This window comes from Coleofasciculaceae cyanobacterium, from assembly GCA_036703275.1.
Taxonomy (GTDB): domain Bacteria; phylum Cyanobacteriota; class Cyanobacteriia; order Cyanobacteriales; family Xenococcaceae; genus Waterburya.
On sequence record DATNPK010000112.1, the window covers coordinates 10,817 to 35,268 of the forward strand.

Consider the following 24,452-nt stretch of genomic DNA (forward strand, 5'->3'; position numbering starts at 1 on the left):
GAAAGCGAAACAAATTTTGTCTTATTGATGTAAAGGGACGATTACTCTCAGCAATGTCCAAATTATGGCTGAATTAAATCAATATTAGTAAACAATAAATCAAATTATTACAACAAGTTTTTTATACCCCAGTTAAGCGAGAAGAAAATATGCAACCAAACAACCCCCAAAAGTTCACGGAAAAAGCGTGGCAAGCGATCGCCAATGTTCAAGATATCGCTAAACAAAACCAACAGCAACAGGTTGAGACAGAACATTTATTCAAATCCTTGATTGCAGAAGAAGGATTAGCCAGCAGCATTTTTAATAAAGCTGATGTTAGTGTACAGTTGCTGCGCGATCGAGTCGATCGATTTATTAATAGTCAACCGAAAGTTAGTAATTCTAACGGCAGCGTTTTTTTGGGACGTAGTTTAGATAGTCTATTAGATCGTGCCGAACAATATCGCAGCGAATTTGGCGATGACTATATTTCCATTGAGCATCTCGTATTAGGCTTCGCTCAAGACGATCGCTTTGGACGTAAACTACTACAAGACGTTGGTTTAAACCAAAACAAACTAAAGGACATTATAAAACAGGTGCGTGGAAACCAAAAAGTAACGGATCAAAACCCTGAAGGGAAGTATCAGGCACTGGAAAAATATGGTCGAGAGCTAACTCAACTGGCAAGAGAAGGTAAACTAGATCCAGTAATTGGTCGAGATGAAGAAATCCGCCGTACTATTCAAATCTTATCCCGCCGTACCAAAAATAACCCCGTATTGATTGGTGAACCAGGTGTAGGTAAAACAGCTATTGTCGAAGGATTAGCTCAACGAATTATTAACCGTGACGTACCTGAATCCTTACGCGATCGCACTGTAGTCGCTCTTGACATGGGTGCTTTGATTGCTGGTGCGAAGCTAAGAGGGGAGTTTGAAGAACGTCTTAAAGCGGTACTAAAAGAAGTTACCGAGTCTCAAGGTAATGTCATCATGTTCGTCGATGAAATCCATACAGTTGTTGGTGCTGGCGCTGCCCAGGGTTCGATGGACGCAGGAAATTTACTCAAGCCGATGTTAGCGCGGGGTGAACTACGCTGTATTGGCGCAACCACTCTTGATGAATATCGCAAGTATATTGAGAAAGACGCAGCTTTAGAAAGGCGTTTTCAGTCAGTACTAGTTGGTGAACCCAACGTGGTCGATACTATCTCGATTCTGCGAGGATTAAAAGAGCGTTACGAAGGACATCACGGAGTATCGATTACAGATACAGCCTTGGTTGCCGCGGCAACTTTGTCTAATCGCTATATAAGCGATCGCTTTTTACCCGATAAGGCGATCGACCTAGTGGATGAAGCAGCAGCCAAACTAAAAATGGAGATTACTTCTAAGCCTGAAGAGTTAGATGAAGTCGATCGCAAAATTCTTCAGTTAGAAATGGAAAGACTGTCTTTAGAGAAAGAAAATGATCCGATCTCTAAAGAAAGATTAGAAAAGCTGGAAAAAGAACTGGCAGACCTAAAAGAAGAGCAATCAGAAATAAACGCTCAATGGCAGTCGGAAAAAGAAGTAATTGACCAAATTCGTGATTTTAAAGAACAAATAAACGCAGTTAACCTGGAAATTGAACAGGCAGAACGAGCTTACGATCTCAACCGTGCTGCGGAATTACGTCATGGTAAATTGCCCAAACTTCAGGAACAAGTTGTCGAAATCGAGCAAAAACTAGCGCAAAGGCAAACCACAGGTAAATCTCTGTTACGAGAAGAAGTTTTAGAGTCGGATATTGCCGAGATTATCGCCAAGTGGACGGGGATTCCTCTGAGAAAATTAATTGAGTCGGAAAAATCCAAGCTGCTTAATTTAGAGTCGGAATTACATGAGCGAGTCATTGGACAAGAAGAGGCTGTAACTGCCGTAGCGGATTCAATTCAGCGATCGCGCGCTGGACTATCAGATCCCAATCGTCCTACCGCTAGTTTTATCTTCCTAGGTCCAACTGGAGTTGGTAAAACCGAATTAGCTAAAGCTTTGGCGCAAAGTCTGTTTGATACTCAAGAAGCGATCGTACGCATCGATATGTCGGAATATATGGAGAAACATTCTGTATCCCGTTTGGTGGGTGCGCCTCCAGGATATGTTGGTTACGACGAAGGGGGACAATTAACCGAGGCAATTCGCCGTCGTCCCTATTCGGTGATTTTATTTGACGAAATTGAAAAAGCGCATCCTGATGTCTTCAATTTGATGCTACAAATTTTAGATGATGGCAGACTGACAGATTCTCAGGGTCGTACTGTGGACTTCACTAATACCATTATTATCATGACCAGTAATATTGGTTCGCAGTACATCTTAGATGTCTCAGGTGATGATAGCCAATACGAAGAAATGCGCTCGCGGGTTATGGCTGCAATGCGAGATAGCTTCCGTCCTGAATTCCTGAATCGTATTGACGAGATAATTATCTTCCACGCCTTAGCCAAAGAACAGTTACGCCAGATCGTTCAATTACAGATTCGCGGTTTAGAACAACGTTTGTCAGACCAAAAACTAGCCTTTAAAATATCTGATGCTGGTTTAGACTACTTGGCTGATTTGGGCTATGACCCAGTATATGGTGCTAGACCATTAAAACGAGCGATTTCTCGTTATTTAGAAACAGCGATCGCCAAATCGATTCTGCGGGGAGAATATCACGGCGGGGATACTATCTTTGTTGATGTCGAAGGGGAAAGACTGGTGTTTAAAAAATTGTCAGCCGAGATGTTGACTAAATAAATAGACAAGAAGGGGCAAGACATTGCCTTGTCGCAGAGTAAATTGCTAAGGTAGGTTGCGTTTTGACCAACGGTCAGGGCAGCGCGAAGTTGCGTTGCGGAGGTTTCCTCCGTTGAGCAAACTTCGTAAGAAGGCCCCGTCGTTTTACACCAAACTATGCGGTGCAAGCGGCGGGGATCCTGACCTGCCTTTTTTATTGTCAATTCTTTGACGCTTATCCCTATGGTTATGGTTATAGTTTCAAAGGGAAAAGATGTTATGCACTCAAATCTAATAAGAGATTTGCCGGTCAATTAAACTAGATCGAAGATAGCAATGATTATCGTCTGGCTGCTAGCTACCTACTAATTAAGCTTTCTGCTAGTAACGATGATATGTTTTGATTTTGCTTACAATACTCAAGGTCGCATTGGCACTATAACAGACCAAAGACAAATTAGTAATTACAACTATGATTCTACTGGTCAGTATTTACTCAGTATTGAAGATACTAACAGCAAAACTAGCTTGAGTTACGATAACTCCTACGACCCCACAATATTAAATCATTGATTACCTAGTCTTAATACGAGTGTGAAATCCTACAAGTAATTAGGAAATAGTAATTAGAAGTTTTCTTACCAGATTACTTCTAGCGCAATGTTTTCATTAAAGCAGAAAAATTAAAACATGACTAACCAACTAGTTGGTTTTGCCTCTTTACCAGCAGATACTTTGGCTGAAGGCATTCCTGCGGGGGGCAATGACGGTGAAGGTAATCCTATAGATGCCAATGGACGAACAGGTCCGTTTGACGGACAACCAGTCCAGGGTTTTAGTGGGGTACAGTTTGCTCCAGATAATACAGGGGCATTTTGGTTTTTGTCTGATAATGGCTTTGGTACACAAGAAAATAGTACGGATTATTTATTACGCATATATCAAGTAGATCCCAACTTTATGGGAGTGGAAAACGGTGACGGAAATGTAGCCATAGAGAATTTCATTCAGCTTTGGGACTCCGAGAACTTAATTCCTTTTGATATTGTTAACGAAGATAGCGAAGATCGTCTACTTACAGGGGGAGACTTTGATGTCGAATCTTTTGTAATTGACGAAAATGGTGATATTTGGAGTGGGGATGAATTTGGTCCTTACTTATTGCACTTCGATTCTGAAGGAAAATTACTTGAAGCACCCATTGCAACTCCTAATGTTACTAATTTAGATACTCTTAATGGTCAAGACCCACTAGTTATTGGACATCGTGGCGCGAGTGGCTTATTACCAGAACATACATTAGAAGCATACAAAGTTGCGATCGCCCAAGGTGCAGATTTTATTGAACCTGATTTAGTAACTACTAAAGATGAGGTTTTAATTGTTCGTCATGAGCCTTTATTAGATGACACCACTAATGTTGCCGAGGTGTTTGGTGAAGACAGAATGTCTACCAAAATCCTCGATGGAGAAGAAGTAACAGGCTACTTTGCCGAAGATTTTACTTTAGTAGAAATTAAACAATTAAGAGCCGTTCAATCCCAGGAGTTTCGTTCCCAAGAGTTTAATGGTGCTTTTGAGATTCCTACCTTTGAGGAAGTTATTCAGCTAGTCCAAGAGACTGAAGCCGAAACAGGAATTAAAGTTGGCATTTATCCAGAAACCAAACATCCTACCTTTTTCGCTCAACAGGGTTTATCTTTAGAAGAACCCTTAATTGAAACTCTCCAAGCAACAGGATTTACCGACCCTAACCGCATCTTTATTCAATCTTTTGAGTTCCAAAATTTAATTGAACTCCAAGGAATGTTAGATGGTGAGGGGTTAGGAGATATTCCTCTGGTTCAGCTTTACGGTGACGCCACCAAAGATGCCAGTCCTGATGATGTTTTTTCCGTACCCTACGACCTTCGTTATAACCTTGAACAAGGTAATGACTTGGCTGCAATCTACGGTCAAGATTTTGTCGATGGGGTAGAAAACGGTTTATCTGAGAACATTACCTACCGCGATTTGGATAGTGCAGAATTTCTGCAAATTATTAGTGATAAATATGCAGAAGGTGCTGGGCCTTGGAAAAACAATATTTTACTCCGCGAATCTCTTGACGAACCAGTAGACGGAGATGGTGACGGTAATGCTGAAATTACCACCCAGTTAACAGGAGAAGTAACATCTTTTATTGATGATGCTCACGCTGCTGGTTTACAGGTTCACCCTTATACCCATCGTAACGAAGAACGTTTCTTAACTTTAGAAGTAGATGGAACTCCTCAAACTCCAGAGGGCGAAATTCAGCAATTAATTGAAATAGGTGTCGATGGATTTTTTACAGATTTTCCTGCCACTGGTGTGGCGGTAGTCGATTCGGTTACTGGGGAGTTTGTTCAGTCTCCTCAAAACCCCGATCTAGGAGATGGCTTACCTAATTTAGAGCGATCGCAAGGTTTTGAAGGCATGGCGTTTAGTCCTGACCGCAAGACTATCTATCCTCTACTAGAAGGAACAGTAGCTGGCGATCGTGAAAATGCCCTACGCATCTATGAATTCGATGTCGAGTCAGCGTCCTACGCTGGTTTAGTTGGTTACTATCCCACCACCGATGGTAATCCCATTGGTGACTTTACCCCTATCAACGACCATGAATTTTTAGTCATCGAACGGGATAATAACCAAGGGGAAGAAGCACAATTCAAAAAGATCTTCAAAATCGATATTTCCCAAGTAGATGAAAACGGTTTTGTCGCCAAAGAAGAAGTTGTTGACTTATTAAACATCGATGACCCCAATGACTTAAATGGCGATGGCAAGACTACTTTTGATTTCCCTTTTCAAACGATTGAAAACATCGTCGTCGTCGATGAAAACACCATCCTGGTTGCCAACGACAATAACTATCCCTTTTCTCAAGGAAGAAAAGACGACATCGACAACAACGAAGCAATTTTAATTAACCTTGAAGTCCCCTTAAATCTCGATCCTAATCTTGGAGGCAGCACTGTAACCCCTAAATTCTTGACCAATTCTGGCGACACCGAACAACCTGCACAAATGACAGGTTTAAACGGTTATCAAGTAGATCCTATTTTTACCGTTGGTGAAGAAGTTAATGATTATGTTCCCCCAGGAGTTCTTGATGGTTTGGGTGCATTTGCTTTAGACGATGACACTGTAAGAATACTATCCAACCACGAATTTAGTGCTGATGAAGGTTATGCCTATACTCTAGCTAATGGTACAGAATTAACGGGCGCAAGAGTTAGTTACTTTGATATCAATAAAGAAACTTTGGAATTAGAAGATAGTGGTCTGGCTTATGACAAGATTTTTAATCGTGCTGGTGAAGAAGTAGACGAAGCTAGCGACTTAGAATTTGAAGGCATCGATCGCGCGTGTTCTGCACAATATGTTGCAGCGCACCAATTTGGTGATGGTCGTGGTTTAGAAGATAGTTTGTTCTTCACTGGGGAAGAAACTGATGGCGGTACGGAATTTGTTCTTGATTCTGCTACCAATACTCTTCATGCAGTTCCCTGGATGGGTCGCGCTGCTTGGGAAAATGTTACGGAATTAGATACTGGTACGACTGATAAAGTTGCTTTCTTGGTAGGAGACGACCGCGAGGCTGCACCTTTATTAATGTATGTTGGGGAAAAAGATCCTAGCCAAGATGCTGGCTTACTCGAACGCAATGGTCTATCTAACGGTGAACTCTACGCTTGGGTTCCTGATGGCGATCTTGCCGATACTCCCACTTTTACCGATGAAGAGGGTGAAGCAGTTGATGATGACAATGCACCAGACCCCGCTGGCTTTAGTGGTACTGGTAATAGTCAAGCTGGTAGTTGGGTTGAATTGGATTATTATCGTCCTGACTTGGCTGGTTCAGCTATAGATACCAACGATGACGGCGAAATTCAAGACGACTTGGGTTATGACGAATTAGGGTTTGCCACTCAAGCTCAACAAGACGAGTTAGTTATCGACGCTAGCGGTTTCCAATTTTCTCGTCCTGAAGATGTAGCTACCAATCCTGAAGATGGCACTCAAGCAGTTTTAGCTTCTACTGGGCGTGGTGGACGTTTTGCAGAAGATAACTGGGGGACTACTTACAAGATTGATGTGGAGTTTGGTCAATCAGGCGATCCTCTGACTGGACAGATTGACATCCTCTATGATGGCGACGATGCAGGTAATGGTCAATTTAAAGATTCTGACTTTGGTTTACGCAGTCCTGATAACTTAGATTGGGCTGATAATGGCAAAATTTTAATTCAGGAAGACCGTGCTACTTTTGCTGACGAGGACTTTGGTGGCACATCTGGCGAAGAAAGTTCCATCTGGGAATTAGCTCCAGAATCAGGTCAATTAACTCGCGTGGCGCAGATGGATCGTTCTGCTTTGCCTGAAGGTCAAACTGATAGTGAACCAGACGATGTTGGCAATTGGGAATCTTCGGGGATTCTTGATGTTTCTCACTTATTCGATCGAGCCTCTGGTACACGTTTTATCTATGGTGTTCAAGCTCACAGTCTTGAAGATGGCATTATTGCAGATGCTAATTTAGTTCAGGGTGGTCAATTGGCTTTCTTAACTACACAAGCACCTGGAGAAATTAGTACACACTACTTATAGGGTTGATAAATTAGAAGAAGTTTGGCAACACGCTATGGATAATATCCGAACTGATGAATCTGAAGTATTGCCTTTACCCATTTATTGTCAGGATAATGTTAAGCCTTTTATTTAACAAAGCTCTATAGTTCCCAACTTATACTTCTCTAATTACTCTTTAGTTGATGGTAAGACAGAGCATCAATAGCACTTTTTGCGATCGCCAAAGGGCGATCGCTCTGTTGTTAGTTAGATCTCCACAATGCTTTAGTTCCTCCCTTACTGAACCCAGTAAAGTTGTCATTTTTAACGGTGAAGCCAGTTAGTTTGTCTTGGTCATAGTGAGGAAAAATAGCATTATCTTTTGGATCTATAGCTACAGTTCTGGCAAAACGATCGCACATTAAAATCACTGGCTCAATACCTCTTTTTTCTAAATAAAGATGAGATTTGGTTACTCACAAAAGTAACGCAGCTTTGATTATTTCAAGGCGCTCAGCAAAGCTGAGCGCGCCGAGACTGAAGGTTGACTTCAGAGTTTACTTGTCCCACTTAGTTGGGGATAAGCTCCTTCCCCTATAGGGTTTTTGTGGTATAACTAAAAGCTGAATCAAACGCGATCGATTTGCATGGCGACACAATTTATTTATGAACTGGCTAGCTCATTTATTATTAGCCGAATCTAATTCTGAAGCTCGTTTGGGAAATTTACTAGGGGACTTAGTCAAAGGAGAACAAAGACAAGCTTTAAATCCCAGATTACAGCGGGGAATAGAATGTCATCAGGCGATCGACATTTTTACGGATCGACATTTAATAGTTAAACGTAGTAAATACAGAATTAATTCTGAGTATCGTCGGTTTGCTGGAATCTTAATTGATGTTTTTTATGATTATGTTTTAGCCAACAACTGGCAAGACTATTCAGACATAGCCTTAGCTGAATTTACTACTACCGTATATGCTTCTTGGTCAGATTACTTGGAAGCTTTGCCCTTTTATCCGCAAGGAGTTGTTCGCCGTTTAATCGCCGAAGATTGGCTTGGTTCATACAGTACTTTGGCAGGAATTGAAGATACTTTAGCTAGAATATCCTGGCGATTAAATAGACGCAGTAAGCGTAACTATGATTTGACTCCTGCGATCGCGGAATTGACTTTCAACTATTTAGCATTAGAAAAAGACTTTCAAGAATTTTTTCCCCAATTAAGATTACATATTAATAACTGGCATTTAGTCAGTTAACAGTAATATTATTTTGCTTTTTTTAGCCCCAGTTTGGATTCCCAGTCGCCAAGATTTCTTGAGCAAGGAGATTATCAGGTTAAGTATTTAGATTAAGATTGGTCTTTAAACAAACAATAATTCAGAGCAAAATATTGGCAGATTCAGCTAAAGATAAGGCTCGGATAGCTGTAAGTATTTATCAGTATAAACCTTAGATTTGCTGATTACGTTAGTTTTTTTTATACCAATAATTTAACCAGATCATAAAATCTTGGATAAAGCGCGATCTTATAATAATTGGTGGCTTTACCCCTTTTAGTTAATTGATTATCTGGTCATATATTTCCTAGAATTTACTTACTATATAGCACAAATCTACATTTTTACTAATGACTCGATTGATTAAATCTTAGATTATTAATAATTTCAAAAAATATCACAACAAACCAACAATAGAACCTTATGTTAACGAGAAATTTACATATCCTTTGTTAAGCTGGCTCTACTCGGACAGGTGGAACAACTCTAACTAATAATGCAAACCATTAAGCCAGCATCAGGGAAAAGAAGAGGGGTCTATAATACTCAAAAATGTAGGCAAAAATTCCCCATTCGCATTCCTACATTGCTGATTTTGTCGGTATTAGGTTTTTTCGGCGCGATCGCAACTTCTTGGCTGTTGGGCAATAGTCAAGTGACAGAATTATTTGTTCAGCTACATTTAATTCAATCAAATCCTCCTCAATGGTTGATGCCCCCACAGCTGGACAACCAGTATTATCTATTAATACCAACGGTGTTGCTGTTTTGCGTAGCGCAGGTGGTGATGAAAGTCTCCCCCGATCCTCAAGCTTGGTCACAACGTTTAATTGGGACTATTTTACTAGCCTTATTTGTGCGTTACTTTTTATGGCGATCTCTGTCTACTCTCAACTTCACAAATCCAGTAGACGGTATCTTCAGCATCTCTTTGTTTGCCATGGAATTACTGGCAATGATTGGAATTGCATTTCAGATGTTGTTGATATTTACCGCCAAAAATCGCGATCGCGAAGCTGATAAGTACAGTGTTGCAGTTCGAGAAAATCGCTACAGACCAAGCGTAGACATATTTATTCCCACCTACAATGAGCCTGACTTTATAGTTAAAAGAACTATTATCGGCTGTCAGGCAATAAACTATGACCGCAAACAAGTCTATGTACTAGACGACACTAGAAGACAAAGTATCAAACAGCTTGCTCAAGAATTAGGCTGCCATTACATTACTCGCTCTGACAATTCTTATGCCAAAGCAGGTAACTTAAACAACGCTCTTAGACAAACAAATAGTGAATTAGTAGTTGTCTTCGATGCCGATTTTGTCCCGACAACTAACTTTTTAGAACGTACCGTTGGTTTCTTTCAACAAGAAAAAATGGCTCTGGTTCAAACTCCTCAAAGCTTTTATAATTGCGATCCTGTTGCTCGTAACCTGGGATTGGAAGGAATTTTAACTCCTGAAGAAGAAGTTTTCTATCGTTATTTACAGCCGATTAAAGATGGTGCAGGTAGCGTGGTTTGTGCGGGAACTTCGTTTATTGCTAGACGTAGTGCGTTAAAAGAGATTGGTTATTTTGCGACGGACTCGGTAAGCGAAGATTATTTCACTGGAATTAGGTTAGCGGCTAAAGGCTATGAACTGGCTTATCTCGATGAAAAACTCAGCGCTGGTTTGGCAGCAGAAAGCATTGGCGCACATATCGATCAAAGATTGAGGTGGGCAAGAGGTACTCTACAAGCCTTTTTTATTCGGGCTAATCCTTTGACTATTCCAGGTTTAAACCTATGGCAAAGGTTGGGACATCTAGAAGGTTTATTGCACTGGTTCACCTGTTTACCCCGCGTATTCTTTCTTCTTGTGCCTATGGTCTGCATTTTTGGTCAGTTAACTCCTGTTTTGGCTACGTCATCTGAAATTATCTATATCTTTGTGCCTTATTACGCTTTACTACTAACCATATTTGCCTGGTTAAACAGGCGATCGCGCTCCATCTTGCTAAGTGACGTTTATTCGTTAATTCAGGCTATTCCTGTCTCTATTACGGTAATTGAAGTATTTTTGAGTCCTTTTGGTAAAGGATTTAAAGTTACGCCTAAAGGAGTAGCCCACAATAAGTTTAACTACAACTGGTCACTGGCTTTCCCGATGACAATTATGTTTGTAGCAACCATAGTTACCTTTAGCATTAGCTTACTAAATATTCGCCAAACAGGTTTTAATCTAAACTTGTATTGGAGTACCTACAATTTGCTGACAATTAGCGTAGCGATGATGACGTTATTGGATTTACCCAAGCCAAGCTTTTATGAATGGTATAACCACAAAAAAGAAATTAACATTTATAGCGATCGCGCCTGTTATCAGGGTAGCACTCAAAAGATTTCCGAAGAAGGAGTCGAAATCTTGTTAGATGGACAAGTCGATTTAGCTACCAACGTCATAGTAGAACTTATACCAGAAATTTTGCTCCTCTCAGGTAAAATTACCCGTAGCTACGTCCAAGATGGTGATTTAAGAGCAGTTATGAAGTTCCAAAACGTTAGTATCGAGCAACATCGCGAACTAATTGAGATGTTATATTGTCGCCCTGGTCAATGGCACAAACGCGATACTCCTAATGAACTTCAGTCGGCACTAATTTTGTTCAAGCTTTTGCTCAGACCATTAATGTTTTTAAATGCTAAGAAGGTTAGACAATTGAAACTACAGTATTAGGCTGGTGTTTATTCAAGCTCATTTTTTGGTTGAAATAATCTGAAATAATATGTAGATTGATATCGAGAAGAACTTTAAGCAACTCTTGTACTGGAGAGCTTCGTAACCCTGTCACAGGTACTCAAATTGCTAGTTCTATATCTTATATTGGGAAATTATCTGCCGAATCGATCGCTGACTTGTCAATCTCAATGCTTAGTGTCGATTGTAAGACCATTTGTTAGAGCAAAATTTTGCAGTGGCAATTGGCGATCGAGTGGAAGATACTAAGGAAACTGCTGCGGAAAAGAGAATGGTACTCAAATTAATCATCCAGATTAACGTTAGGAGCAATTAAATCCCCGACGTTGCCAGATATAGTGTCACAGATTCGATCCAAGGGTAAATCGTTGGCATCGCGTCCAAAAGGATTTTCTAGTTCAGAACCAATTTCTTCAATTCCAAATAAAATTAAACTCAGAAGAGTCATGATCGGTGCGGTCCACCAATTCAAACTATTAACCAATCCAACGGGAAAAACTAAGCAATAAATTACTAATAATTGCTTGAGAAAAATAGAATAAGCTAACGGGGCTGGTGTTTTCAAAATTCGTTCGCATCCCCCTAAAATATTTACTAATTCATCAACCAACTGATGTAAAGTATTTAATTGGTAAACATTAACTAGATTCCGATGATAGGATTCTTGCAAATATTCTCCGATCCAAAGAGCAATTTCTAATGGAGGATGATTCGTATTTTGAAGTTTTGAATAATTTGACGGTGACATTAAAGCTGCTAGCTCTTTATTGATAATTTCTTGGCGCAAATGTAATTTCATTGCCATGGCGAAAGCAATTACTAACTTTTGGGTTATTTCTTTTTCTAATTTTTCCGTTTCCGATTCCGCTGCAATTATGATAGAAATATTACGAGCTAAGTTACGAACAGCATTAACTAAAGCTCCCCAAAGTTTACGACCTTCCCAATATCTCTCATAGGCTGCATTAGTCCGAAAAATTAATAACAAACTTAGAATTAAATTAAAACTCAAAATAAGGCTAGGCACTGCGGTAGTTATATCCGGTAATGCCAAGTGCTTTACCAAATGATTTTCATGGTATTCTAGCCAGGAAATTAAAAAACCATATCCAGTAAAAAAAATTATCCAAGGAATAATAGATGTAACAACTGAACCTTGAAGTAGTAAAACTATCTGGAATCGATTGTGATTTTTTCCTGTATGATCGCGAAATTTTTTCTCCCACGAACTCGAAGAATAATTACGGCGATTTGCTAAATTTTTCTTAATTTTGGTTCTTTTGTATCTTTGCTGATGAGGTGGAAGACTCATTTGTATAACTCCTTAATGAACTTAATTTGATAAACTTTATTGATTAGTATCTTGTTTAACTATCAATTTAGCTTGTCCGCTTTTTAAACAGAAAAATGAACAAAATTGCTAAAGTGATTAATTAAAAACACAACTACTGATTAGTTATTACAGAAGAATCTTTCAAAAAAGAGTTTTAATTAAAATTTAATGAAAATTTGCGCTAACATTTAGAGCTTTAGATTTGATTATTTTTATGTGGCATAAATTTTTAGACAAATGCGGAGGTTTCGCTCTCTATGGTAGCAAATTCAAAGATCGGCGTTATTCAACAATTTGGTTAATTGCTTTGACTTTTATTGTAGTGATTTTGCTGGCTAATTATGGTTTAGAAAAAAAATAATTTAGGGGATCACTTTTGCAGCGATCGCCTTAACCATCTTCAACTTATTCTTTGCCAATTTTAAACCCCATAATTCTTCCACTATCGCTAATAGATTCATTGCCGTAATAGCATTAGCAGTAAGAGGTTGGTTGAGTATTCGCAATCGCTACTACAAAGAAGTAGTGTTTGGGTTTCGTTTACCAGCGATTTCTGAGTAAATTCAATTTTCTAAAGGTTTGCTATGAATAAGGCTTAAATAAATAAAAAATTAAGGATTGCCTATCATCCCGAAGAATTTAGCAGCACCACCTAAGATAACTATAATTAATCCTACCAACACTCCACGATTAGTAAATTCTTGATTACCTACTCGCTTATCTAATTGGTCTACTTTGGTATCTAATGATTTAATTTGTCCTGATAATCTCTGATCGACAGTTTCAAGTTTTCCTTCTAGCCTTGCTTGACCTATTTTGAGTTCTGTAACGTCTTCACTAAGTTTGTCTAGTTTATTATCAATAGTCAGAATTTCTTTGAGATCTGATTCAATTTGTATGCTCACTTGTTATACTCCTAATAATGAATTGTTATTAGTCGTGCGCCCAATAAAAACAATTTTATTTAATAGTTTTGATTACATCATCAACTGATTGATTCTACAAAATTTAACTTTTTCAGGGATAATCTGCGCGTTTTTTTAGTAGAAGATGACGAACTATTTCGCCTCGGACTTGTAGTAAGGTTACAACAAGATATTAGGAAGAGAAATTTTAGCAGAAGCGATCGACACAGAATTAACCAATCAATATCTACCCGATGTAGTTCTACTAGATGTAGGTTTGCCAGGAATAGAAGGTGTTGAAGCCTGTCGTCAAATCAAGCAATTACATCCCAAGATACCCGTTTTAGTTTTAACTTCCCATTTTAAAAAACAACTAATCGAACAATTAATTGCTGTGGGTGCGTCGGGTTACTGTCTTAAAGCAATTGAAGCCAAAACCTTGATTTTAGCCTTACGTTCTTGCTGCGGGTGCTTCTTGGTGAGATGCAGCAACAACCGCAGAAATTCCGACAGCGTTTAAATTGAAGCCAGTTAAAGAAAAGCAGGAAAACAATCCTTTAACCACTAGAGCAACAGAAATTTTAGCTTTAATTGCCGCCGGAAAAAGCAACAGTGAAATATTTCGACAACTGCATATTACTATCGGTACGGTTAAAGTTCATGTCCTTGCTATTTTACAAAAATTAGAAGTACGCGATCGCACTTCGGCAGCTATTATGGCAATTCAACAGAATTTAGTGCTCATGGGGTATGACCAAAGCAAACGCATCTAAATCAAAAGCCAACAACAGTTAAAATGAATTTGAAAAAACTACTTAGCTGATAAGTTGAGTTAATTGAAAGAAAAGTTCCCCGCAAATGATGATTATTCTTTTCCCAAAAGAGCCAAAATCTTTCTGAGTGCAAGCGGCAAAGCTGAGCTTTCCCTGCCTTTATGACTTCTGACTTCTGTCAGAGGTCGACTATCATGTTTCTGAGATAGATTATTACGTTTAACCCTGCTATCTATACCAAAAATATGATCGACAAAATTGCAAAATTACCGAAATGGCTTACCAGAGGTTTGGTTTTACCCTTATTGGTATTGAATGGCTGGCTACTAATATTGGTGTGCGAATATTTTCAATCTCTGGTGACAATATTTCTGACTGCAACCTTGCTATCTTTTATTTTAGATTATCCCGTACGCTTTATTGAGCAGCGTAAAATATCAAGAGCGATCGCCATATTAATTGTACTTTTGATTGGGATACTACTTCTGGGCGTTATTGGAGTTACCGTAATTCCGATTCTCCTCGAGCAGCTCAACGGTTTATTAGAACGTTTACCTAGTTATGTCGCATCGGGTAGCGAACAAGCGAAAGTTTTTGAAGCTTGGGCGGATGAACGCAACCTTCCTATAAGTATTAGCAGCTTAGTTGCAGATTCTTTAAGTCGTGTTTCTTATCAATTGCAGCAGTTAAGCGGTCAAATTCTTGGCAGTTTCTTTTCGGTAGTTGGCAGCCTGTTAGATTTACTGCTAACGGTAGTCTTAACTTTTTATATGTTGCTTCATGGTACTGAACTATGGCAATCTCTGTTTCAAATTTTTCCTGACGATTCTCGAGAAAAAATTCGCGAGTCTCTCAAACGAACTTTCAATAACTATTTTGTGGGACAACTTACGGTTGCTTCAGTTATGGGTGTTTCCATCACTATTACTTTTCTAATTATTCAAGTACCCTTTGGTTTATTATTTGGACTAGTGGTAGGTGTTATGGCCTTATTCCCTTTTGGCGCAGCTTTGGGCATTAGCTTAGTTAGCTTTTTGATGGCGTTAAAAAGTATTTGGTTAGGATTGAGAGTTCTAGCGGTCGCTTTTGTAATTGAGCAAATAGTCGAAAGCGTTATTGCGCCTCGTCTTCTGGGAGAATTTACTGGTTTGAACCCTGTATTAGTTCTAGTTTCTTTATTAGTTGGAGCCCAGTTAGGAGGATTTTTAGGCTTAATTTTAGCTGTACCAGTAGCTAGCTTTATTAATGCTTTATTAACTCTGTTTAAATCTAGACCTGAGCATAATAAAATTCCCCAAAATGTTTGAAAAATTTTAGTAGTTGATCCATTAAAACTATGATTGCCATTTATCCAGGTAGCTTCGATCCAATTACTTTAGGACATATTGATATTATTGAACGAGGAGCGAAACTATTTGATAAAGTTATTGTTGCTGTTCTTTCTAACACCAGTAAACAACCTTTATTTACCGTTACCAAACGAATTGAACAGATTACTGAATGTACCAAACATCTTGCTAATGTAGAAGTTGATAGCTTTATCGGTTTAACTGTTGATTACGCAAAACTACACCAGGCAGGAGTTTTACTTAGAGGGTTAAGAGTTTTATCTGATTTTGAAAAAGAATTGCAAATGGCGCATACGAACAAAACTCTTAATAATGAAATTGAAACAGTGTTTTTAGCTACTACTAAAGAATACGGTTTTTTAAGCAGTAGTATTGTTAAAGAAATCGCTCAATTTGGAGGGTTAATTGAACATTTAGTTTCTGATAATGTGGCTCAAGATATGTATTTAAAGTATCAAAAGAACTAGTATTCTTGTGCAATGTAAGACTTAAAAACAATTAGTCTTTTAAATATAAAATAAAGGTTGACAATTGTTAGTTATTTGAGTTTAAAATAGACTCAAATAATCAAATATAATAATGTTGACATCAAATCATATTCAGAAAACCGCCACTACAGCTGATGCAGCAGAAGATATAACTACTAGCTCCCAACTAGGTTTTAATATTGAAATTGAGTTGAACAATTTAGCAGAGCTAATTTTTAATAGTACACATATTCCCCTGACCGACTTATATATTGTGGATCGGGATTTGTTACTGCATCAGCTAGATCAAATCAAAGAGAATTTGCCTGTAGATTTAGCTACGGCAATTGAAATTGCTAATTGTAGACAACAAATAATTTCCGAAGCCGAAGGTTATGCCTGCTTAATAGTTAAGTCAGCCGAAGAAAAAGCCAGTCAAATTTTGCAAGAGTCGGCTATTGTGCGTCAAGCAGAGTTAGATGGGGCAAAAATTAGATTAAAAACCGAACGAGAATGTGAAGAACTAAAACAAGCAACTTTAACCGAAATAGAACAATTGCGACAAAGTGCGATCGCCCAGAGTCGAGCAATTGAGATAGGTGCAGACAATTATGCTGATGATGTTTTGGGTGACATTGAACAAAGACTCCAACAAATGCTAGAGATTATTCACAATGGTCGTCAGCAATTAGAGCGACAATAGCAATAGCTCGGTAAAAACCTTTTTCAAGCTAAATAGAGAAAATTAAACCATATTTAGTTGAACGTTTAGGCTGGGAAGTACCACGGTATAAGCGAGGGCGATCGCGTTTTAACCTTGATTATAGCGATGATCGAGTCAGGTTCTTACTTCTAAGAATTACCACAGCGAGCGCATTTTTGTCGAACATGAGGCTCAATTCTATTAGCGATGAGATATCGTCCGATTTGTTTCAGAGTATTAATAATATTGTTCGCCATGATCTTTAAATATGTTCTAAAAACGTTTACTCGATGCCACGCAAATAATTACTCCGAGTGCAAAACCAAAGGTGCGAATTGATAAAGGGTTCATTCAGCAAGATTGCTGAAGCTAAGATGGTTAAAAAAGGTTGGATCGACTGTACTTGGCTAACATGAGCGATTCCTCCTAAGAAAAGACCTTGATACCAAGCAAAAAACCCCAAAAACATACTAAAAATGCTGACGTATAAAAAACCCAACCAAGCATTCATTGAAATAGAGCTAAACGAGTTAGGAGAATAACTAAACACAATAGGTAACAAAATCGGACAAGATAGTACGAGCGACCAACAAATAACCTGCCATGCACCAAAAGTACGAGCTAAAATAGCTTCTTCGGCATAAGTCATGCCAGCGGCAGCTACTGCACCAAACAAGTCAAAATCAGTTGTGCTGATTGATTTCGTACCAGATATTAAGGCATAGCAAATCACTAACCCATTTGCGATCGGGGCAAAAATCCAGAAAGGGCGAGAAACCTGTTCCTTACCGCGCCAAACACCAAACAAAGCAGTAGCAAGGGGCAAAAGTCAGACAATAACTGCTCCATAGAAGCAGGAGCTTTATCCATGGCGATCGCAGTTAATAAAGGAAACCCAATTATTACTCCAGCAGCAACCATCATAAATCTAGGCAAACATCTTTTAGGCGGTATGGGTTGACGAGTTATGATTAACAAAATTGCCCCTAAACCTGCTGGTATAATTGCTCTTCCCAAACCAACAAAAGCTGGATTTAATTCTGTAACCGCAACACAGGTAGCAGGTAAAGTAAGGCTAAAAATTACAACACCTAAGAAGCCGTATCCCAAACCTACTAATTCTTGCTAAGATTTTGAATATTGCTTCATTTATTTCGATGATTAAATTAATTAGTCTGAAACTATTACTGATTAACTATCAGTATTAAATATTTAAAAATTAGCGGTTTATTTCTTTGGGTGCAGCCACCAGCGGACATTTCTTTAGTATCCCTAACGCGTCAAGCATGGAATGAGAACGTATTCGTTTATCCAGGTATGCCATTTTTTCCAGGGCAAAAGGGTTACAATGCTTTGCGCTTAAACTTTTCTCAGCCTCCCGAAACCATCGATAAAGGTATCGCCATTTGTAGGTAAGTTACTCAAGAAGCATTTAGTTAAAACAAGTTATAAAAGCTAATTTATCTGTTCAATTAACTTGTAAAGTGTTAAATCATTTTCATGTAAATGTTTGGCTATTTTTATAGATAAACTCTGGTTTTCAAACCACTCCAGCTCTTTCTTTTCAAGAATTTGAGACATATTACTTCTAGTTGCCCACTGATATTCGACTAACTCGACAAACATCCGCCAAGGTAGCATAATTGCTGGCGTTTCTATCTCAAACTGTTCTTCTTCGTCAATAAGTAAAATTTTTTCACAGCTTAGTTTATACCCCAACCACCTTAAGGATTGTTTATATAAATTTTGGCATTGTGACTCTAAAGTTGATAGGGAACTTTCAATTTTGTTTTGATTTTCTAGAATAAAAGCATTAATGCTATCGCAGTAAATAATAAAAAGCATATAATGCCTAACAAACAATCTATTTTCTGAGTTAAGACAAACTTCCAATTCCAAATTTAATCCGATTTCAGGATTTTTTAGATTAATAAACTTACGTTTGAATTGTTTAGAAGATCAAATATTATTTTGAGATACATTTGTAACGGTTTTTATATTATTCATTTTTGTTGGAGAATACTGATTTTTATATTGTTTAATATCTGAAAAATTTTTAATGATGTATTTAGGTTGTAGCTACAATTATTTATAGTTACATTAGTTTGTCTTACTTTTCTAGTTAGATAACCATGTTTAATTACAGGAGTATAGTTTAGACGTGGCTGGTATTTTGCTATTGCTATTTTTTCTAGTTTATAGAGCTGGTTTTTCTTTATTTCAAAGTAATAAATTAAAAATTTTGATTTGCTTTGGCTGAAATGGAAATTAACTGATTATATCTATGATGAGGGTTTTCTCCATTCCACCTCTTGCGCAAGTTTATCGACCTTCCGACGTACCCAACTATTTGCTGTTCATCTATTACGTAATAAATACACGAACAATCTGGAAGTAAATCCTTGTTCTTAAGTTCTATATGGTCTAGTTTTAAAATAAAATTATCAGCCAGCATTTAAAAATATCAGAGCATATATTTATAATCTATTGCACTGTCAGCTAAATAATTTTGAAGATTATTTAAAGTATTGACAATTAATTTACCAAAAAGACAAATCTTAATTTATGTCCAAGCAATTAGCCTACATTGATATATCATATTTTTTGAGTAGTTCTTAACGAAAAGTTAGTCTAAGTAACGGAGTATGAGGAAATAAAGCTCATGTAATTGAAACCATATGCCTTTTACCCTGATTCAAGGAACTTTCCAACCCGACACGGGAAACCCCGACGGAGATACGGTACGTTTTGCGCCCGACAATTCAATGCTGGTATTTATGCTAAATCGCCGAGGTAGACCACCTAGAATCAACCAGGATAATAAAACAATATCTCTACGCTATGAAGGTATAGATGCGATGGAAAATGGCGCACGAACACCTGAATCTTCAAACGCTACAGAAAAGAACTTAGATCTGCTCGGTATTACCGATACTGTTGGCGAAACTCAAGGTTATATTTTATCAAATCAGCTAGACCCTAACGGCAGAGCAATCTCTTTCATTTTTACGGGTAAGCCTAAAGACGGCGAAGCTGATGGAAATAGTATTTTTCTGACTCCAGAACGGCTGAAAACCAGCATAAATTATAAGTTGATCGCCAACGGAAATGCTTACCCTTTATTTTATGACACTTTATTTTACGATCTGCGCCAAGAAATAACTAATATGGTGCAGACTGCCAGAAAAGCTAAAAAAGGTATTTGGCAAGATGATGTTACTACTGAAGGCGTTACTTGGAAAGGAGCTAGTTCTCTTGATAAACTACCACCTTTGTTTCCTAAACTATGGAGAAGGCTACAGGAATATACTTTAGATCGTGATTTTAGAGACGATTCACAGACGCTAGATGAGTTTATTGACTACCTACAAATCAAGCGTTCAGAAAGAGTGCTAGTGCTTGCTCAGGCGCGTTTTACGGGATTTGATAATGTTATTGAAGTCAATGGCAACACCATAAAGCTGTTGTTTCAACCCGAAGAACTTATATTTATGTCTTAGCCTAGTTAAGTTGAATAACTAAGCCAGAACTAAGTTTAAAAAACAAAAAAATAACATCTTTGGTTAACTGCGCGATCGCACTATACTATGAATGATTTCTCTTGGTGAATTATGCTGAAGCAATTTGCGATCGCCATCAGCTTGATTCTGTTTTTCGCATTATTTACAATAGACTAGCTAAAGTAAGAACTTTGATTGTCACCGCAATTATTTTAGCGATTGCTTGGGCAAGTAATAAAAATATGTTTGCGTTAGGAATATTGGCTTGGTAGTAGTATTTTATACCTTATTAGATAAATTAGTAACACCCTGATTAATTCACCTGGGATTTCACTCAAGAGCGATAATCTTCTAACAATGTTGGTAGATAATCGTAACCATCAACGCCAATTAAACCGATAATTTGCGATCGCTGTTGTCCTAAAATATTGTTAAATTCAGCTCCGATCTGCCCTTGAATAATTGACAGCAAACCTGCTACCTGTCGCCACTCAAGGGAATTAATTTGATTCAGTAGATACATTCCTAGGCTGCCGTAAGTAATAGCCGCTGCTCGATCGTCAATGCTGTAATAGGCTTCTGCTAGATAAGAGAAGCTCAATCCTTGAAGATAGACATCCCGAGAATACTGAGCCAATTCCGCGCCTTTAGTCAAAGATGCGATCGCTGCGGTAGGCTGTTCTAAGATTACATAGGCAATACCCAAACTGCTGTAGCCAAAAGATTGACTCTGAGAATCTCCTTGCTTCTTGGCCAGCTCAACTCCTTGTTCGAGATAACGAATTGCTTCACTATAGCTTTCTGCTGCCATACTATCTAGCTCTCGTGCTGCAAACACCTGAGCATAGCCTAAGTTAACTGAAGCGTTGGCTTCTCCTAACTTATCACCTACCTGACGGGCAGCAATTAAGGCTCTCTGACTATAGTTTATTGCTTCGCTGTAGTTTTTTAGATTAACGTTAGTGCGACTGAGATGATTGAGGTTGGCAATCTCGCAGTGGTAGTCATTGGCATCAATAGCAATTTCCAACGCTTCTTGATGAAAAAGAATAGCTTTTTCATAAGCTCCCGCAGTCCGCTGAGAATAGCCTAATAAAGTTAAAATACGAGCTTTTTCTTCAGTCCCTTCCACCTGTTTGAGAGGTTCATCAAAATAATCTAGGGTATCCTGCAAATATTCTCCTGAGAAAGAGGCAAACACGCCGCTGTAGAGAGGAAAATCTTCTCGTTGGGCAAAAGTACGTAAAATTTGCAGCATCATGAGAAAACAACCATCAGCCAAAGCAGGGTTACTATTTTCCAATGCTTGCCACAGTTCGCACCAGATAGAGGCAAAGGTCAATAGAGTACTATAAGATAGTTCTTTGCCAAACTTAGAGTTATAGGGCTGGCGATCAAACCAGGTGACTAAACCTCGCTGAATATATTGCAGCAGAATCGCCAACTCAATCCAGCCTCTTAATTCTAAATTGTTTGCCACTCTCGCAAAAGCTAAGGTTGATTGTTGTTGAGCTAAGGTTTGAAATAGCTGCTTGGGCAAGGCACTAGAAACTTTCTGCGCCCAAATCCGCCAAGGATTTGGTCTTTGGGCATCGAAACCCGAGAAATTACTGGACGAACCATACATCCAGCTCACTAAATCTTCTTCTAAGGCAGTAAAAGTCTTTAAGCCTTCGCTAATGCCATCAGCCAACTGTTGCCAATCCTGGGCTAGTTGAGCATCTTCTTGCGACTTGGCAGCGGATTTAAGTTCTTCAGCCAATTTAACCAGTTGATCGATGCTTAAGGGGTTTTCTTGGTTGGGATCGATCACGTCCACAGTTCTTAAGAAATAGTCTTCGGGTTCGCCAGCTAAAATAATTTGAGCAGTTTCGGAAATCTCGGCATCTACCTGGTTTTCTTCTTGCCAACGCTCCCACTGCTTTTCGATAGTTTGTAACGCTCTTAGTACTCGTGCTGCCTTTAGTTTGGTTTTTAACTGTGCCTGAGCTGCTTCAATACGCTGATTGAGACAGCGTTCTAATATTTCTCCTGTGCCCGTCTCTACTTTTTCCACGAGTATTCTGTAGACTCGCTCTACAGAACTAATCTTTCCCTGAAGAGTAAGCTCAACAATTTCATCGATGAGGGCAAAGTAGCGATCGCTTAATGATTCAGACACAATGAATATTTTACTGGTGCAAAAAAATATTATACCTTTTTAGGATTAGAGACTGAGTAACAGTGATTAAGAACTAGGATTTAAAGTAAAGAAGGTAGAAAAAATGGCGCTCGCTTGGTACTTTATTCAGAGACACTAGTTCAATATTGTAATGAGCCATATAATTGATTGTTACTGCCAAATTATCGGCTAGAAATGACCAAAGACAAGATAAAGCTGTTTATTGTCGATCGCGACTCCATCTTTCGTTTGGGTTTGCGAACAGCGATCGCACAATATGCCGATTTTGAAGTTGTCGGCGAGGGAAATATTAGCAACAATACTTTACGGGAGCTAACTCAAGGCTTAGTTCTTAATGTTTTGGTTATTGGGATCAGCTCTCATTCGGCTGAGTCGGAAATTTCTAGCCTGGAATTTTGCCAACAGTTAAGACAGCTATATCCCCAGCTACCGCTATTTTTGCTTACTCCTAGTTTTTCGGCTAAACAGCTAGTTAAGCTCAAGTCTTGGGGAGTAAAGGGTTATTGCGATCGCGGAGCTGGAATTAATACCGTTATCGAAGGTTTGCACGCTGTCGCCTACGGCAATACTTACTGGCGGATTAACCCCTCTTCACCTAAACTCTGGCAAAAAGCACTATCTCGAATTAGCAAGTCTGGAAGAATAGAGCTAGAAGAAACGCTACAAAGCATTGACGAGCAGCTAGCCAATCCTAATTTATCAGATTGGGAACGAGTCTTTTTAGTTGGGCGTAGACGAGAGTTATTAACGGCTCGTTGGCTATCTAATCGTTTAGTTGCCGAGGAAATAACTTTAATCGAGGATCGCTCGGCAGCTGAACCAAAAGCCGCGGGTAAACTTGCACTTACTCCTGCTACAGAATTAGCCTTTTTGCCAGTTTTTAGCGACTCAGCGAATAAAACTATATTTGAACGGGTAGTAACTGATATTCAACTTGGTTTGACTAACAGAACTAATATACCTTTGGAAATTGATATTCTTCAGTCAGAAATTCAGAAGAGTCTGTGTCATCTAATCTTAAAGCGGCTGAGCGAAACTATTGCTCAAATTCCGATCGCTAATACTTTAGAGCAAAACTATACTGCTTATTTAACAGCTTTATGGTCATGGAGTACTAACTATTTTTTTACTCAACATTATGGTCAACTAGCCGAAGAAGAAGAACAGCAGCTAGCAATATTGTCCGAACAGGAATTTTCGGCGGTTAATCAAAATATTTTCAACTATATCTATGGCATTGCTGAACTATTTGAATACCTATTAGGAAAACCAGGTTTAGCCGTAGATAATATTATTTATCAGTCTGACGATCCAGAAGCGATCGCCAGACTCGAATTTTTGCTCCATAATTTGATTATTCACCTAGCTAACGGGGTAATGCAGGTGTTGCTCAATAATTTTTATGACCTAGAAGTGTTCAAATATAAGCTCTATAAATCTGAATATCGCAGCGATCGCTCACTGGCTCGTTTTCGTAACCAACTATCTTGGAGATATCGCCAGGAAACATATTTTACTCATCCCCAAAACATTTTTGAAAGTCGTCATCGACTATTTGTTTTGAGCAGTGGTGTAGTTAGAACTATGTATGTGTATGCTCCCCGTAAAGACGAACTAGAGCAACTTACGGGTATACCTTGGCTGTCAACAATAGTGATTGAAACCCGTGATGCGATCTCGCCTTTGGTACGTAAATTTATTGCCTTGGCTGGTAGTGGAGTAGTGTTTGTTTTGACCCAGGTAATTGGCAAAGGTTTGGGGTTAGTTGGGAAGGGAATTATTCAAGGAATTGGTAGCACAATTAAAGATGTTCCTTACAACAAAAGAAAACCCTGACCTTAACTTAGCTATGTGTGGACAGGGTTTTAATGAA

22 protein-coding genes are annotated in these 24,452 nt (G+C 38.6%); 14 read left to right on the top strand and 8 right to left on the bottom strand.

Annotation, left to right across the window (positions count from 1 at the left end):
• The first annotated feature begins 149 nt into the window (after positions 1-149).
• The 3 genes from clpB (at position 150) to V6C71_26475 (ending at position 7,382) form a co-directional block, all read left to right on the top strand.
• Positions 150-2,768 carry an ATP-dependent chaperone ClpB gene (clpB, locus tag V6C71_26465; GenBank protein ID HEY9772004.1) on the top strand — a complete coding sequence of 873 codons (2,619 nt, stop codon included), beginning with the start codon at positions 150-152 and terminating at the stop codon, positions 2,766-2,768.
• A 369-nt stretch (positions 2,769-3,137) separates the two neighbouring features.
• Entirely contained in the window at positions 3,138-3,320 is a 183-nt protein-coding gene (locus tag V6C71_26470) for a hypothetical protein (GenBank protein HEY9772005.1), read from the top strand.
• A 117-nt stretch (positions 3,321-3,437) separates the two neighbouring features.
• A complete protein-coding gene (locus V6C71_26475; protein HEY9772006.1) occupies positions 3,438-7,382 on the top strand; it encodes an esterase-like activity of phytase family protein in 3,945 nt (1,314 codons plus the stop codon).
• Positions 7,383-7,539: 157 nt separating this feature from the next.
• Here the strand turns inward: V6C71_26475 and V6C71_26480 are convergent, their stop codons facing one another.
• Complete coding sequence (locus V6C71_26480; GenBank protein ID HEY9772007.1) at positions 7,540-7,665, bottom strand: hypothetical protein; 126 nt, start codon at positions 7,663-7,665, stop codon at positions 7,540-7,542.
• 344 nt (positions 7,666-8,009) lie between these two features.
• On the opposite strand from V6C71_26480, the gene V6C71_26485 reads away from it, so the two are divergent.
• On the top strand, positions 8,010-8,606 hold the full coding sequence (locus V6C71_26485) for an ACP phosphodiesterase (GenBank protein HEY9772008.1): 597 nt from the start codon (positions 8,010-8,012) through the stop codon (positions 8,604-8,606).
• A 517-nt stretch (positions 8,607-9,123) separates the two neighbouring features.
• Complete coding sequence (locus tag V6C71_26490; GenBank protein ID HEY9772009.1) at positions 9,124-11,346, top strand: glycosyltransferase; 2,223 nt, start codon at positions 9,124-9,126, stop codon at positions 11,344-11,346.
• A gap of 304 nt (positions 11,347-11,650) precedes the next feature.
• On the opposite strand, the gene V6C71_26495 is transcribed toward V6C71_26490, so the two are convergent.
• Entirely contained in the window at positions 11,651-12,679 is a 1,029-nt protein-coding gene (locus tag V6C71_26495; protein ID HEY9772010.1) for a bestrophin family ion channel, read from the bottom strand.
• 235 nt (positions 12,680-12,914) lie between these two features.
• Here V6C71_26495 and V6C71_26500 point away from each other — a divergent pair, with 235 nt between their 5' ends.
• The gene (locus V6C71_26500) at positions 12,915-13,061 is read left to right on the top strand and encodes a hypothetical protein (protein ID HEY9772011.1); all 147 of its coding nucleotides are present in this window, start codon (positions 12,915-12,917) and stop codon (positions 13,059-13,061) included.
• A gap of 1 nt (position 13,062) precedes the next feature.
• Here the strand turns inward: V6C71_26500 and V6C71_26505 are convergent, their stop codons facing one another.
• Both V6C71_26505 and V6C71_26510 read right to left on the bottom strand, forming a co-directional pair.
• Positions 13,063-13,206, bottom strand: coding sequence for a hypothetical protein (locus tag V6C71_26505; GenBank protein HEY9772012.1), 144 nt, complete (start codon positions 13,204-13,206; stop codon positions 13,063-13,065).
• A gap of 105 nt (positions 13,207-13,311) precedes the next feature.
• Positions 13,312-13,605 (bottom strand): hypothetical protein, encoded by a 294-nt coding sequence (locus V6C71_26510; protein HEY9772013.1) that lies wholly within the window; start codon positions 13,603-13,605, stop codon positions 13,312-13,314.
• Positions 13,606-13,882: 277 nt separating this feature from the next.
• On the opposite strand from V6C71_26510, the gene V6C71_26515 reads away from it, so the two are divergent.
• The 5 genes from V6C71_26515 to V6C71_26535 all read left to right on the top strand — a co-directional run bounded on the left by V6C71_26515 (position 13,883) and on the right by V6C71_26535 (position 16,897).
• Entirely contained in the window at positions 13,883-14,125 is a 243-nt protein-coding gene (locus V6C71_26515) for a response regulator transcription factor (protein HEY9772014.1), read from the top strand.
• Between the two features lies 1 nt (position 14,126).
• Positions 14,127-14,378, top strand: a complete 252-nt coding sequence (locus tag V6C71_26520) for a LuxR C-terminal-related transcriptional regulator (GenBank protein ID HEY9772015.1) — start codon at positions 14,127-14,129, stop codon at positions 14,376-14,378.
• A gap of 245 nt (positions 14,379-14,623) precedes the next feature.
• Positions 14,624-15,685 (top strand): AI-2E family transporter, encoded by a 1,062-nt coding sequence (locus V6C71_26525; protein ID HEY9772016.1) that lies wholly within the window; start codon positions 14,624-14,626, stop codon positions 15,683-15,685.
• Positions 15,686-15,714: 29 nt separating this feature from the next.
• Positions 15,715-16,194, top strand: coding sequence for a pantetheine-phosphate adenylyltransferase (gene coaD, locus V6C71_26530; GenBank protein ID HEY9772017.1), 480 nt, complete (start codon positions 15,715-15,717; stop codon positions 16,192-16,194).
• A gap of 112 nt (positions 16,195-16,306) precedes the next feature.
• Complete coding sequence (locus V6C71_26535; protein HEY9772018.1) at positions 16,307-16,897, top strand: hypothetical protein; 591 nt, start codon at positions 16,307-16,309, stop codon at positions 16,895-16,897.
• 283 nt (positions 16,898-17,180) lie between these two features.
• On the opposite strand, the gene V6C71_26540 is transcribed toward V6C71_26535, so the two are convergent.
• The 3 genes from V6C71_26540 to V6C71_26550 all read right to left on the bottom strand — a co-directional run bounded on the left by V6C71_26540 (position 17,181) and on the right by V6C71_26550 (position 18,796).
• Positions 17,181-17,723: a DMT family transporter gene (locus V6C71_26540; GenBank protein ID HEY9772019.1), complete on the bottom strand. Its 543-nt coding sequence runs from the start codon at positions 17,721-17,723 to the stop codon at positions 17,181-17,183.
• On the bottom strand, positions 17,630-18,007 hold the full coding sequence (locus V6C71_26545; GenBank protein HEY9772020.1) for a hypothetical protein: 378 nt from the start codon (positions 18,005-18,007) through the stop codon (positions 17,630-17,632). Before V6C71_26545 ends, V6C71_26540 begins: the two co-directional genes overlap by 94 nt.
• Before the next feature lie 345 nt (positions 18,008-18,352).
• Positions 18,353-18,796, bottom strand: coding sequence for a hypothetical protein (locus V6C71_26550; protein HEY9772021.1), 444 nt, complete (start codon positions 18,794-18,796; stop codon positions 18,353-18,355).
• Positions 18,797-19,575: 779 nt separating this feature from the next.
• Between V6C71_26550 and V6C71_26555 the strand changes: the two genes are divergently transcribed.
• Both V6C71_26555 and V6C71_26560 read left to right on the top strand, forming a co-directional pair.
• Positions 19,576-20,397 (top strand): thermonuclease family protein, encoded by an 822-nt coding sequence (locus tag V6C71_26555; protein HEY9772022.1) that lies wholly within the window; start codon positions 19,576-19,578, stop codon positions 20,395-20,397.
• 101 nt (positions 20,398-20,498) lie between these two features.
• On the top strand, positions 20,499-20,669 hold the full coding sequence (locus V6C71_26560; protein ID HEY9772023.1) for a hypothetical protein: 171 nt from the start codon (positions 20,499-20,501) through the stop codon (positions 20,667-20,669).
• 62 nt (positions 20,670-20,731) lie between these two features.
• Here the strand turns inward: V6C71_26560 and V6C71_26565 are convergent, their stop codons facing one another.
• Entirely contained in the window at positions 20,732-22,558 is a 1,827-nt protein-coding gene (locus tag V6C71_26565; GenBank protein HEY9772024.1) for a tetratricopeptide repeat protein, read from the bottom strand.
• A gap of 168 nt (positions 22,559-22,726) precedes the next feature.
• Between V6C71_26565 and V6C71_26570 the strand changes: the two genes are divergently transcribed.
• The gene (locus V6C71_26570) at positions 22,727-24,415 is read left to right on the top strand and encodes a DUF3685 domain-containing protein (protein HEY9772025.1); all 1,689 of its coding nucleotides are present in this window, start codon (positions 22,727-22,729) and stop codon (positions 24,413-24,415) included.
• Positions 24,416-24,452 lie beyond the last annotated feature (37 nt).

Excerpts from the sequence above, each read along its gene's own strand:
- V6C71_26555 (HEY9772022.1), top strand. The coding sequence starts at position 19,576 with ATGCCTTTTACCCTGATTCAAGGAACTTTCCAACCCGACACGGGAAAC.
- V6C71_26490 (HEY9772009.1), top strand. The coding sequence starts at position 9,124 with ATGCAAACCATTAAGCCAGCATCAGGGAAAAGAAGAGGGGTCTATAAT.
- V6C71_26470 (HEY9772005.1), top strand. The coding sequence starts at position 3,138 with ATGATATGTTTTGATTTTGCTTACAATACTCAAGGTCGCATTGGCACT.
- clpB (HEY9772004.1), top strand. The coding sequence starts at position 150 with ATGCAACCAAACAACCCCCAAAAGTTCACGGAAAAAGCGTGGCAAGCG.
- V6C71_26535 (HEY9772018.1), top strand. The coding sequence starts at position 16,307 with ATGTTGACATCAAATCATATTCAGAAAACCGCCACTACAGCTGATGCA.
- V6C71_26500 (HEY9772011.1), top strand. The coding sequence starts at position 12,915 with ATGTGGCATAAATTTTTAGACAAATGCGGAGGTTTCGCTCTCTATGGT.
- V6C71_26480 (HEY9772007.1), bottom strand. The coding sequence starts at position 7,665 with ATGACAACTTTACTGGGTTCAGTAAGGGAGGAACTAAAGCATTGTGGA.
- V6C71_26525 (HEY9772016.1), top strand. The coding sequence starts at position 14,624 with ATGATCGACAAAATTGCAAAATTACCGAAATGGCTTACCAGAGGTTTG.
- V6C71_26475 (HEY9772006.1), top strand. The coding sequence starts at position 3,438 with ATGACTAACCAACTAGTTGGTTTTGCCTCTTTACCAGCAGATACTTTG.
- coaD (HEY9772017.1), top strand. The coding sequence starts at position 15,715 with ATGATTGCCATTTATCCAGGTAGCTTCGATCCAATTACTTTAGGACAT.
- V6C71_26485 (HEY9772008.1), top strand. The coding sequence starts at position 8,010 with ATGAACTGGCTAGCTCATTTATTATTAGCCGAATCTAATTCTGAAGCT.
- V6C71_26495 (HEY9772010.1), bottom strand. The coding sequence starts at position 12,679 with ATGAGTCTTCCACCTCATCAGCAAAGATACAAAAGAACCAAAATTAAG.